This is a genomic window from Rahnella sp. ATs2 (genome assembly GCF_051851855.1).
GTDB classification, from domain to species: domain Bacteria; phylum Pseudomonadota; class Gammaproteobacteria; order Enterobacterales; family Enterobacteriaceae; genus Rahnella; species Rahnella variigena.
On the sequence record NZ_JBLYPL010000011.1, the window covers coordinates 133,854 to 145,803 of the forward strand.

At 53.2% G+C, this 11,950-nt stretch carries 10 protein-coding genes; 4 read left to right on the forward strand and 6 right to left on the reverse strand.

The window, feature by feature from the left end:
- Window positions 1-151 precede the first annotated feature (151 nt).
- Window positions 152-886 carry a hypothetical protein gene (locus tag ACJY2G_RS14065; protein ID WP_129639969.1) on the forward strand — a complete coding sequence of 245 codons (735 nt, stop codon included), beginning with the start codon at window positions 152-154 and terminating at the stop codon, window positions 884-886.
- 22 nt (window positions 887-908) lie between these two features.
- Window positions 909-1,820: a LysR family transcriptional regulator gene (locus ACJY2G_RS14070; protein ID WP_053142522.1), complete on the forward strand. Its 912-nt coding sequence runs from the start codon at window positions 909-911 to the stop codon at window positions 1,818-1,820.
- Between the two features lie 8 nt (window positions 1,821-1,828).
- Here the strand turns inward: ACJY2G_RS14070 and ACJY2G_RS14075 are convergent, their stop codons facing one another.
- The 6 genes from ACJY2G_RS14075 to ACJY2G_RS14100 all read right to left on the reverse strand — a co-directional run bounded on the left by ACJY2G_RS14075 (window position 1,829) and on the right by ACJY2G_RS14100 (window position 9,419).
- Complete coding sequence (locus ACJY2G_RS14075; RefSeq protein ID WP_439291852.1) at window positions 1,829-2,938, reverse strand: alkene reductase; 1,110 nt, start codon at window positions 2,936-2,938, stop codon at window positions 1,829-1,831.
- A gap of 124 nt (window positions 2,939-3,062) precedes the next feature.
- The gene (locus ACJY2G_RS14080) at window positions 3,063-4,241 is read right to left on the reverse strand and encodes an MFS transporter (RefSeq protein WP_119824549.1); all 1,179 of its coding nucleotides are present in this window, start codon (window positions 4,239-4,241) and stop codon (window positions 3,063-3,065) included.
- A 302-nt stretch (window positions 4,242-4,543) separates the two neighbouring features.
- A complete protein-coding gene (gene efeB / locus ACJY2G_RS14085; protein ID WP_439291853.1) occupies window positions 4,544-5,818 on the reverse strand; it encodes an iron uptake transporter deferrochelatase/peroxidase subunit in 1,275 nt (424 codons plus the stop codon).
- 3 nt (window positions 5,819-5,821) lie between these two features.
- A complete protein-coding gene (gene efeO / locus ACJY2G_RS14090) occupies window positions 5,822-7,045 on the reverse strand; it encodes an iron uptake system protein EfeO (RefSeq protein ID WP_439291854.1) in 1,224 nt (407 codons plus the stop codon).
- 7 nt (window positions 7,046-7,052) lie between these two features.
- Window positions 7,053-8,681, reverse strand: a complete 1,629-nt coding sequence (efeU, locus tag ACJY2G_RS14095) for an iron uptake transporter permease EfeU (protein ID WP_439291855.1) — start codon at window positions 8,679-8,681, stop codon at window positions 7,053-7,055.
- Window positions 8,682-8,849: 168 nt separating this feature from the next.
- Window positions 8,850-9,419, reverse strand: coding sequence for a DedA family protein (locus ACJY2G_RS14100; protein ID WP_439291856.1), 570 nt, complete (start codon window positions 9,417-9,419; stop codon window positions 8,850-8,852).
- A 255-nt stretch (window positions 9,420-9,674) separates the two neighbouring features.
- Between ACJY2G_RS14100 and yahO the strand changes: the two genes are divergently transcribed.
- Window positions 9,675-9,953, forward strand: a complete 279-nt coding sequence (gene yahO, locus ACJY2G_RS14105) for a DUF1471 family periplasmic protein YahO (RefSeq protein WP_120162476.1) — start codon at window positions 9,675-9,677, stop codon at window positions 9,951-9,953.
- A gap of 151 nt (window positions 9,954-10,104) precedes the next feature.
- Entirely contained in the window at window positions 10,105-11,892 is a 1,788-nt protein-coding gene (locus ACJY2G_RS14110) for a cation:proton antiporter (RefSeq protein WP_439291858.1), read from the forward strand.
- Window positions 11,893-11,950: the final 58 nt, after the last annotated feature.

Genomic DNA, 11,950 nt, shown 5'->3' on the forward strand with positions numbered 1-11,950 from the left:
TTTTACACGGATGATAAATCGGGTTTCGGTCGCATCTATGCGGACTTAGATTCTACAATCCTGTTTCTTCTTTAGGGGTATCTTTGATGTCTTACTCTGCGTCAACAAACCAAAACTACCTGCGACACGACACGACAGACAAGGAAAAACCATGACTGAAGAGCAGATTTGGAAAGCCCGGTATTACTCGGCATGTGATATTGCCCATCGCTGGTTTGCTTTTTTTGAGGGACAAACAGAGGAGGTCAGCCGGCATCTGGATATTTTCACTCCGTACGTCAGGCTGGTTCATGCCGGCACGCATCTTCTGGCCGAGGGAAAAGACGGAATGGATAGCTGGTTGAAAAGCCTGCCATACGAAAAGGGCTCGCACTTTATCCGGCGCTTTGAATTTATTCCCGGCCAGGAAAACGAGGCAACCGTTAATATGGATATTGGCTACCAGAGGGTCGAAAGTGATTTAACGGTGGGAGGGGCACTTTCGGAATACCGGACAACGCTCTTATTCGGTGAGGGAGAGGACGCTTTTTTTACTTTCATGCAGAAAACTCCCGTATATCAAAACCCTGGTAAGGTATTCCGTGAGTCATTCAGTGAAAACCGGGTACATTCGTTTATAGCCCGTTTCTTTCAGCTTATGCTGACCGCAAGGTCTGGGGCTGTTTCAACGATCGTTTCCGGGAATGCCGATGAGAATACACGACAGAATTTACCCGCATTTTTACGCAGTGCCGATCCCGACGGGATAAGTATTGAAGAGACAGACATTCTGGCGATGAAGAGCACCCTGTTACTCCCTGTAGACGGTACTGAACGAAGACTCAGCCTGGAACTGGCTGAAGAGGGAGGCCGCTATCTCGTCATTCGTCACGCAAACTGGTCCTGAAGCACTTAACGGAATATTCAACATGCGAAATACCGATCACCTGGGCGGAATTACCGCCTTTGTCACTACTGCACAGCAGGGGAGTTTTACCGCGGCGGCTGAGAGACTCGGGCTGACAAAATCAGCCGTGGGTAAAAGTGTGGGTCGCCTTGAAGCCAGGCTGGGACTTAAATTGTTTCTGCGATCCACGCGGCGTCTGAGCCTGACGCCGGATGGTGAGCGTTTCCTGATAAGTTGTCAAAATGCCATGGATATTCTTGAGCAGGCAGAAGCCGAGTTGACCTCTCATATCTGCCAGCCTTCAGGGCGGCTTCGGGTGGACTTACCCGCAGCCTTTGGCAGACAGCGTATTTTGCCGATCCTGCTGCAGATTACACGCCGTTATCCCGAACTCGCATTGACCGTCACTTTCAGCGAACGATTTGTCGACCTCATTGAGGAGGGTATTGACCTTGTCATCCGCATTGGTGAACTTGCCGACAGCAGTGGGCTGGTTGCCAGAAGGCTGACCACGCAGAAACTGGTTATCTGCGCTTCTCCTGACTATTTACTGTACGGTGGAGAACCCGTTTCATCTGAAGAACTGAGCCAGCATCAGTGTGTGGTGGGGTTTCGCCGGAATCAGCCGATCTCCTGGCTACTCAAAGAAAATGATGGTCAGATTTCGCGGTATACGCCGCCACCGACCCATGAGTTTGCGGACGGAGATGCGATGTTATCGGCCACGCTGGCGGGCTGTGGGCTTTCACAACTGCCGTTATGGCTGGTTGGAAAATATCTTGAATCAGGGGAGCTGAAAGAGGTTCTGGTCGGACATTCCGGTGGAGAAATGCCCATCAGTGCGCTCTGGCCTAAAAACCGCCAACTGTTACCTAAAATTCGTTATGTTGTGGACACGTTGATAAAGGCAGCAGAAGACGGCTTACTTGACTGATGGGACGACTATGCCGTTGTGTCTGGCCGGAACGGATAATCGGTATAGCCTTCCTCAGCCCCACCATACATTGTTGCCCGGTTAACTTCATTCAGCGGCCAGTTGTTTTTCATCCGCTCTGTGAGGTCAGGATTGGCAATATAGGGTCTGCCAAAAGCAATGAGATCCGCTTTTCCTTCCTGCAGGTAAATTTCGGCTCGTTGCTTAACGAATCCCCCTGCAATAATGAGCGTGCCGCTGTAGGCCTTTCGGAATTTCTCAATGAATCCTTCAGGAATAGCCTGTTCACCTAAAGTCTGTTGATCGCTCAGGTGAACATAGGCCAGCCGGCGTGTCGTGAGCTCTTCTGCCAGCGTCAGCCAGGTTTGTTCTTCACCGCTGAATGCATGCATATCAAACAGACGACCAAATGGCGCAAGTCGTATGCCGGTTTTTCCTCCACCGATCGCCCGTGATACAGCGTCAGTCACTTCAAGCACGAATCGCAGTCGGTTCTCAATTCTCTCACCACCGTATTCATCGCTGCGCGTGTTCAGAGCGCCATTAATAAACTGTTCAAGCAGATAGCCGTTTGCCGCGTGGATTTCGACGCCGTCAAAACCCGCTTCAATAGCATTTTCAGCGGCCTTTACATAATCCTGAATGACCAAACCGATCTCTTTGGCTGAAAGAGCGCGCGGGAATGAAACCGGAACAGATCCAGCAATGCCATTTTCATCACGGGCATAACACGTCGAGTTTTCAGCCCTGACGGCAACTGAGCTGACGGGGGCGGCGCCATTCTTTTGCAGACTGACATGCGAAATTCGCCCAACATGCCAGAGCTGGATGAATATTTTGCCGCCTGCCTGATGAACCGCCTGAGTCGTTTTCTTCCATCCCTCTACCTGTGCAGCAGAGTAGATACCAGGCGTAAAAAGATACCCCTGCCCCTGAACGGAAATTTGAGAGCCTTCGCTGACGATAAGGCCTGCTGATGCGCGCTGACGATAATATTTAGCGGTGAGGTTATCGGCAATATCCCCTTCTCTGGCCCGGGAACGGGTCATCGGTGCCATGACAATACGGGTTTGAATTGTCGTGTCACCGACGGTGTATGAAGTAAACAACTTTTCCATTACAGACTCCTTTTAATAACTGAACTCCATAATGCGGTGCTGAAAGAGGGAATAAAACCCCCGTTCCGTTCCGAACAGAGGTTCCATAGATTCTACTTAGAGCAGCGATCCGTCTTTATTTTTTTCAGGCCATCTCTTCCTGAACCGGTACTGATTTAGTATCAGAGCGGTGTTTAATCAGAATGCTGACAAATGCCAGCAGAGTGAAGATCACGCTGCTCAGTACCACCGAGTGCGTCCCCAGGCGGGCGATAAACCATCCGCCCGTCAGTGAACCGAGGGTAATTCCCAGATTGGAGAACGACATATAAAGGCTGTTGGCAAACTCGGGCGCTTCGCTGGCTTCACGCATCAGCCAGGTCTGACTGACCACCAGGCCGGAGGAGTGGAATGCGCCCCAGAACACGGTCAGCAGGCACATCACCAACGGTGAAAAGCCAAAGAACCATACCAAAAGCAGAAGCAAGGTGAACAGCAGCGGGTAAACCAGAGTGGTTTTAACTACGTTCTTTTGCAGGAAACTGCTGAACACGAAGTTGCCAGCAAAACCACAGACACCAAAGAGGATTAGCATGGCGCTGATGTAATTGTTATTCAGGTGAGTAACGCGTGAAAGATAATCTGCAACATAGCTAAAGCTGGAAAACATTGCGGCGAAAATTAACGTTACCGTTGAGATGGTCAGCCACAGCTTACCGTTCCGCAGTACGGAAAGCTGGCTGGCAAAGGAAACCTTATGCAGGGTCGGCATTGAGGGCATCAGGAACAGGACGCCCAGGAAGGCCAGCACGCACGCTGCAGCACCAAAGTAAAACGCTGCGGATAAAGAGAAATGCTCGGCAATCAGAGAGCTGAGTGGGACACCCAGCACCAGCCCAATGGCCACTCCGGCAAACACTTTTGCTGCAGCGCCTGCGGCTTTTTCTTTCGGTACGGAATTAGCGGCCACAACCAGCGCAACGGCAAAGAAGACGGCATGAGCCAGCGCAGGCAGAATGCGAAACACCAACATCAGGTTGAACACGTCAGTGGTGGCATAAATCAGGTTCGACACAATAAAGACGACAAGAATGCTCAGCAGAACCGTTTTCTTGTTAAAGCCAGACAGCATCAGCGTGATAAAAGGCCCGGTAACGGCCACGATAATGGCATAGATGCTGACCAGAAAACCGACCTGGGTGGGCGTGACGTGGAGCTGAGAAACCAGTTTTGGTAGTAAGCCGATGATGGCAATTTCGGTGGTGATTACCCCGAAAACAGCCACAGACAGCGCCAGTAAAAGCAGAGTGCTTTTATTTTGCATGGAATACCCTTAGAAACATTGCAGATGAAATTCACAAAGTTAAATAGCGAAACGTAACTTTTATGCGTTGTTGCCCGGATGATTTTCCGGAGAAAGGATCATCGCTGAGTTTGATAAGGGGGGAAATACGTATTCAGGCGTTTCTATGTTGACATAAATTCTTCAATGCAACAGACCTGATCTTCGTTGGTTGGTATAACTGACCATGAGCAATGTCCGCTATTGGCACAAACCGGCCCCTCAGAGTGCAACACCGGTTTTACGCTGCCCTCAACCCATGCAGCGTAAAACCTTTTCCACCGTCACACCTCAAACATCTCCGCCCCGACATAAGAGCCCTCTTTCGGTGCCGGTGGCACGAAGAAGATCCCTGAACCGATATGCGAGATGTATTCGTTCAGCGCGTCCGATGCACCGAGTTTTGTCTGCAAGGCTTCGAACTGCGCCGGGTCTTTCTGATAGCTGATGAACAACAATCCGGCATCAAGTTGCGCCATATTATTCAGCCCGTCGGTGTAATTATAAGAACGGCGCAGGATTTTAATCCCGCCGTTGTTTTCATGTGCCGCCAGACTGATATGCGCGGTTGCCAGAATAATCAGATTGCCGTCGGCATCTTTTTGGGTGAAGTGCGGGGTATCAAACTCTTTGGTGCCGGTCAGCGGCGCACCCGAAACTTTATGGCGTCCGAACACGTTATTCTGGTCACTGACCCGGTCTGTATCCCAGCTTTCAATATGAATTTTGATTTTCCGCACCACCTGATAACTGCCCTGCTGCTGCCACGCCGGACCGCCATCGTTGATCCAGACGTATTTATCAAAATCCGCTTTCTCGGTGATGTTACGGGTGCCGTCTTTAAAACCGAACAGATTACGCGGCGTGGACTGGCCTTTACCGGCAGATGCGCGGCCAAAGCCCATGACTGTCCAGCGTGTCGCTGCCGCGCCGGTGCTTTTGGCGATACGCGCTAAATCGCGGATGGCATGATACGCCACCTGCGGATCGTCAGCGCAGGCCTGCAACGAGAGATCGCCACCGGTCAGTTCCGGCTGCATATCGTCACTCGGCAGCTTCATCAGCTCACGCATGAGTGGCGGTTTTTGTTTCGCCAGCCCGAAAGTGTCGGTGAAGACGCGCGGACCTAGTCCGACGGTGACGGTCAGTGACGCCGGACCGAGATCCATCGCCTCGCCGGTGTCCATTCCCACGCCGCTGTCACGCGCCGGTTCCACCTGACCGATAATGCCGCCTTTCATCAACTGCGCAATCGCCGATGACCAGCGAGCCAGCAAGACCTGTAAATCCTGACGGCTGGTGGTGGTCAGATCAAAGGTCATGTACATAATATGGCGTTGCGGCGGCGTGGTGACGCCGACCTGCCCGCCGTCACCATAGAACGGATACTGACGCGACAGATCGATTCTGTCTTCAGGATCCTGTGCCGCCACCGCCTGACCGTGCGCGTGGGCAACGGTCGGGATCGCCAGGGCGCTGGCACCGGCTACCGCGCCTTTAAGCACATCACGGCGGGAAAACTTACCGGCCTCCCTGGCCGGTTCGCGTTGTTCACTCATTCATCAGGCTCCCTTATTAGCCGCCACTTTCTCACCGATTTTAGACAGGGGTTCCTGCAACGCCTGAATAGCACGGCTCAGCTTCGCAGCATCAGAGGCTTTGAGTTCAGCAGTGTAATATTTGTATCCGCCAGGGACGCTGGCATCACGGTAGGTTTCCAGCTGCGTATGGACGGCAGCGAATTGCGCGGCGACCTGTTTCGTGAGCGCCGGATCGATTTTTTCCAGACCCGGTTGCAGGAAGGCAAACGCCTGTTGTGCGCCTTCGACGTTACCGGCGAAATCCACCAGATCAAAGTGGCTGAACGCTTCTTCTTCGCCGTTGATTTTAGTGTTCTGCACTTCTTCCAGCAGGTCGGCAGCACCGTTAGCCAGATCTTCCGGTTTGTAGGTCAGGGCTTTGGTCAGCGTATCGAGTTGTGCGACGTTCTTCTGCAATTCAGCCGCCAGCTGTTTGGTTTCCGGGGTGATTTTTCCCTGACCGAACAGGTCACGTTCGATGGCGTGGAAACCGTGCCAGCCCGCTTTCGGATCGAGATTTGAAGCACGCATGTCGATCAGGTAATCGAGGTTGCCGGCGTTATCCGTCGCCTTGAAGCCCGGCAGAATAAAACCGTCCACGTCTGATTCGATACGCTCATAGAACGGACGCGCTTTGGCATAATCTGCCTTAGCGGTAGCCAGGTCGCCAGCATCGATGTCGGCTTTCAGGCGGTTAACCGCCACCACCATCGCATCCACCACGCCGTTGACGTAGGTGGCGTAATCTTTGGTGCCATGCGCCAGAATGGTTGCAGTGCTGCCCGCCGGTTGCGCGGCGCTTTTACCGGTCACGGTGAAATCCGTCATCTCATGTTCTGCGCCCGGACAGTAAATCTGATATTTGCCGCCATCCAGCGTGAGGGTGAATTTGACCGCCGGAAGCCCCGGCGCCAGGTTCTCTTTTTCGCCCAGAATACGATTGTTGCTCAGCAGTTCCAGTTCGGTAATGGCCGTCGCGGTTTTATTGACCACGTTAAATGTCACCGGACCGGCTTTTGCCGAATTATGTTCCACCACACAGGTGCCGCCCTTGTCGCCGGTCATGGTGATATTCACCTGCGAAACGCCGTTCGTCACCGGTGCCTGTGAGGCACTGGCTGGCGCATCAAGCGAAAACATCAACATTGCAGTCAGGCCCGCGGCGGTCATCAGCGATTCTTTTTTCTTAAAATTCTTCTTACGCATGAATTAATTATCCTTTATTTTTTGGCAAATGTTTGTGTGGTTGGGAACCGAATGACAGGTCATATTCCCGGCTGACAGATGACCGCTCATGACGGAATTGCAGTAAAACCCGCAGTGCAGATACAGCAAAAATCAGGGCCAGCGCCGCCAGCAAAGCAGGCAGCATGTAAGCCCGGAAACGATAAGTGTCCTGATAAGTTTGTCTTTGTTGCAGAGCGTCAGAAACGTGCTGCTGATACGCGTTGCTCACCTGCCAGTTGCAGGCAGAAACATCGGCAGTGGGTGTGCGAACCGTGACGGTGCGCGGCGATTGCAGGCCGCTGCCCGAAAGCGTGATGACTTCTTCCCCCTGCCCGCTGGCGTCGAGTAACCTGTCACCTACAGCAGACGCCTGAACGTTGCAATGCACCGTCCACTGCGCCTGATATGGCCCCGGATGCATGGCCGGATTCAGACCGATGGGAATACGGTTACCATAAAGCGCCACCACCTGATCCAGCGTGACAATGTCCGGCGCACCGGCGGGCGTCAGGGACGTTTTGGTATTCCATTCCCGCGTCGGCAATCCTCCACGTTCGCCGGTCGTGGCAGCATCGTCCGGCAGCGCTATCTGCGTAATCTTGCCAGCGGCGGATTGCAGGCTGAGCTGATAGCCGTTACCGGCGGTGACGAGAAGTTGCACCTGACCGGCAGGCGTTTGCTGCGCGTCGCTGACCAGCGGCGCGTTGTCCGGCAATTGCAGGGTAAACGGGGGATAAAACAGAAACAGCCCCAGCGCGGCGAGCGCCATCACACCGGCGAAAGCCAGAGAAAGACGCGCTGCTTTTTTCGCTGCCGGGCGACGATGGGCAGGCCAGTACACCCTCACCGAAACAATGCCGATATACAGCAGCCACGCCACGGTCTGGATCTGATTCGGATCGGGCGGAATGCCCAGCACGCCGGTGATCAGCGCGGAACGGATGGTGCCCGGCGGAACCAGCCACGAGAGATCGGCAATACGTTGCTGACCGATATTCAGCCAGCCGGCTTCATGTGCGGTTTGCAGTGAAGTGATGATCAGTCCGCCTGCCACGAGGATCAGGAACAGACCGGTAAAGCGGAAGAAGCGCGATAAGTTGATGCGGATACCGCCGAAATAAATACCGCAGCCGATGATCACAGCAACGATAAGGCCGATCACTGCGCCGACAGCGGCCCACATCGCGGACTGCGCCACCGAGAACGTCGCCAGCAGAAATACGCTGGTTTCAAAACCTTCTTTCAGCACCGCCAGAAACGCCATACCGGCCAGCGCCCAGGCGCTGGACTGGCTGATGGCCTCGGCGGCTTCGTTTTCCAGCTCTTTTTTCATATTGTGAGCGTGGGTATTCATCCACATGATCATGCCGGTGACAAAGAACACCGCGATCGCGCCGATAACCGATTCCATCCCTTCCTGACTGGCCTGCGGCAAAGCGCGCTCTGTCATTTCCAGCGCAATACCGACTATGACGGAGAGCACCAGCGCCAGCACGACGCCCACCCACATCGCAAAAAGACTTTTGCCGTTTTTGCGTAAAAAGGCCGCAATAATGCCGACAATCAGTGCGGCTTCAAGACCCTCACGCAGACCGATAATAAAGGTGGCTAACAAAGGTGGCTCCAGCAACAAGAAGCATTATCAAATTATTAATGATAATTGATATCAGTTGGCGCTATGACTGGAAAGGAATGGAGTATGTGGATTTGCAACAGATTGCGTGAGAAATGTAAATTTGCCGAAAAACCAGGGTGAATTGTAAGCAGATGAAAATTCACGCGATTATTGTTTTGATTTCAGCCAGTTCACGATCACCCCGCCCGCCACAATCAGCAGGATGAAAGAGGCGTAAAGGAGCCAGTTATTCACTTCGGCAAGGATATCGCCGAACAACCAGCCAATGGCCAGCAGAAACAAGGTCTTGGGAATGGCGGCAATAATGTTATAGAACAGAAAAGGCACCAGCGGCATACGCGCCATGCCCGCAGCGGTCAGCACCAGCGCGCCAGCGGAATGCGTCAGTTTACCCAGCACCAGTAATCGTCCGGCTTTGCGTGCAAAACTGCTCACCCCTTTATCCAGCCGTTCCTGCGTCAGGCCGAGACGGATAAGCCAGCGCGGTGGTTTGCCGTCCGCGCCAATCACCCAGCGTCCCAGCGAGTAAAAAAGCAGATCCCCGAACACTTCCACGGCCATGACCACAGCAAAAATCCCGGTTAAGCTTAAATAGCCGAGACGTGCAAAATAACCGGCGATGACCGTCACTACCGGCCCTTCCAGAATAGCCAGCGGCGTCATAATCAGCAGCCCGTGCGCTCTGATCAGTGCTTCAAGAGATTCAAGTGAAAACATACTTTCCTTATTAATCTGACCGCTGGCGGGCAATGACTGACACCGTACCAAATCAGGTAGCATAAAAAGCCAAAAAACGCACTTATCGCTAAATATTTTATTTCAGCCTTGAAATTATTAACTTCCTTGCCTATTACTTAATGTTAGCGATAAATCGTTGTTTTACAGCAAGGTTTGTCGTCAACAGGGTAATTATAAATTCGCTTATGGCAAGCACCTCTTCCCTTAACGGGCATTCTGACATTTGAGGCATACATGAAAAAAATTAGCGTAATACTGGCAGTGGCTCTGGCAAGCTTGATCTCCTCCAGTGCTTTTTCTGCTCAGTTGATGAAAAAGTCCGAGTTCGAAAAAGTAGAATCTCAGTACACCAAAATCGGTACGGTCAGCACGTCGAATAAAACGTCTCAGTCTGGCGCGCTGGAAGATCTGTCCAAGAAGGCAGATAAAAAAGGCGGTGATGTTATCGTATTAACCTCAGGCAACACCAACAACAAAATTCACGGCAATGCCGATGTGTATAAGAAAAAATAAGATTTTTGTTTCTATACAATAATTTTGTTTATATGCAATAAAAAGAGGCCCGCAAATTTGCGGGCTTTTTGATGCCCGATTATGCTCATTAAAAAACTTTGTCTATGGCCGTCAGCTGGTCTTTCGTGTCTTTCAATAAAAGGGAAATTTTATGCTGTTATCCGCCCCGCTGATGCTGGTCATCATTGGTCTGGGATCCTTGCTGGCGCAGTGGCTGGCGTGGTTATTAAAAATCCCGGCCATCCTGCCTTTACTGTTACTCGGCGTCGTACTTGGCCCGGTGACGCATGTCATCCAGCCTGATGCCCTGTTTGGCAATTTGCTGTTTCCGCTGGTGTCGATCTCGGTTGCCATCATTTTGTTTGAAGGCGCGCTGACGCTGCGTGTGGACGAAGTCCGCGGACTGGGCGGCGTGGTGCGCAATCTCGTCACTATCGGGATGCTGGTAACGTTCGCCGTGATCAGCCTCGCCTGCTGGTGGCTGCTTGGTTTTGAGCCGGAACTGGCCGCACTGGTCGGTGCGGTGACCGTGGTAACCGGCCCGACTGTGATTGCGCCGTTAATGCGCGTGGTGCGTCCGAATGCAGCCATTAACCAGGTGCTGCGCTGGGAAGGGATTGTGATCGACCCGGTGGGCGCGATTTTTACCCTGCTGGTGTTTGATTTTATTACCCTGCGTGAACACGCCGAATCGCTGACGCACCTTATCTGGACGCTGGGCGAAACCGCTGCCGCCGGGCTGATACTGGGTTCATTTTTTGGTTACGTGCTGGGCGTCGCATTGCGCCGTGTGTGGATCCCCGCTTATCTGCAAAACCTCGGCGTGCTGGCAGTGATGCTGACCGCGTTCGGGCTTTCCAATGCCCTTGCCGATGAATCCGGCATGCTGACCGTCACCGTAATGGGCATCTGGCTGGCGAATATGCGCGATGTCGATACCACTGACATTCTGGCTTTTAAAGAAGAACTTTCGGCCATCCTGATTTCCGCACTGTTTATTATCCTTGCGGCACGCCTCGATATTCATGCACTGGTGGAAATGGGCTGGCCGTTGATTGGCCTGTTGCTGGTGGTGCAGTTTATCGCCCGCCCGCTGTGTATTGCCGTCTCGACGTGGCGTTCTTCCCTGCACTGGCGTGACCGTCTGCTGCTGTGCTGGATTTCACCCCGCGGCATCGTGGCGGCGGCGGTCAGCTCGCTGTTTGCCCTGACGCTGCAACGCATGAATTATCCGCAGGCCGACAAACTGGTGACCGTGGTCTTTGCCATTATCATTGGCACCGTGGTGCTGCAAAGCCTGACCAGCCGGGCGATTGCCCGTGCGCTGCGGGTACAGCAGAAAACGCCGCGCGGCGTGCTGATCGTCGGTGCGAACAGCGTGGCGCGGATGCTGGCGAAAGTGCTGATAAAGCAGGATATTCCGGTGCGCCTCACCGACAGCAGCTGGGAATATTACCGGCAGGCGCGGATGGACGGCATTCCGGCCTATTACGGTAATGCGTGGTCAGAACATGCGGAAAACTTTCTCGATCTGAGCGGCGTATCGCAGGTATTGGCGCTTTCGCCTAACCGTCATCAGAATGCGCTGGCGGTGTATCATTTCGGCCATATTTTCGGCCGGGAAAAGGTGTTTGCCGTGCGCTCCGGGCCCGCGCTCAAAGGTGCCCGTTCGGAGGAAAACAGTCGTTTTCAGCGTCATGAAGTGCTGTTCAACAGCGACGCGACCTACTCGAAGCTCAGCTCTTTGCTGGCGAAAGGTGCGGTGATCAAAGCCACGCAGCTGAATGAAAGTTTTGGCTGGATAGATTACCTGGAGAAAAACAGCGGCGTGCTGCCTCTGTTTGCGGTGCGGGAAAACGACACACTGGTGGTGCTCAGGGACGGCAATACCCCGCCGGTGCCCTGCACGCTGATTGCACTGGTACAAAACGAAGCATAAAAAACCCGCGCCGCGGGTTCATCTTAAGGAGCAGCGGCGCGGGCAATTTCATTACGGG

Excerpts from the sequence above, each read along its gene's own strand:
- ACJY2G_RS14065 (WP_129639969.1), top strand. The coding sequence starts at position 152 with ATGACTGAAGAGCAGATTTGGAAAGCCCGGTATTACTCGGCATGTGAT.
- ACJY2G_RS14070 (WP_053142522.1), top strand. The coding sequence starts at position 909 with ATGCGAAATACCGATCACCTGGGCGGAATTACCGCCTTTGTCACTACT.
- ACJY2G_RS14075 (WP_439291852.1), bottom strand. The coding sequence starts at position 2,938 with ATGGAAAAGTTGTTTACTTCATACACCGTCGGTGACACGACAATTCAA.
- ACJY2G_RS14080 (WP_119824549.1), bottom strand. The coding sequence starts at position 4,241 with ATGCAAAATAAAAGCACTCTGCTTTTACTGGCGCTGTCTGTGGCTGTT.
- efeB (WP_439291853.1), bottom strand. The coding sequence starts at position 5,818 with ATGAGTGAACAACGCGAACCGGCCAGGGAGGCCGGTAAGTTTTCCCGC.
- efeO (WP_439291854.1), bottom strand. The coding sequence starts at position 7,045 with ATGCGTAAGAAGAATTTTAAGAAAAAAGAATCGCTGATGACCGCCGCG.
- ACJY2G_RS14100 (WP_439291856.1), bottom strand. The coding sequence starts at position 9,419 with ATGTTTTCACTTGAATCTCTTGAAGCACTGATCAGAGCGCACGGGCTG.
- yahO (WP_120162476.1), top strand. The coding sequence starts at position 9,675 with ATGAAAAAAATTAGCGTAATACTGGCAGTGGCTCTGGCAAGCTTGATC.
- ACJY2G_RS14110 (WP_439291858.1), top strand. The coding sequence starts at position 10,105 with ATGCTGTTATCCGCCCCGCTGATGCTGGTCATCATTGGTCTGGGATCC.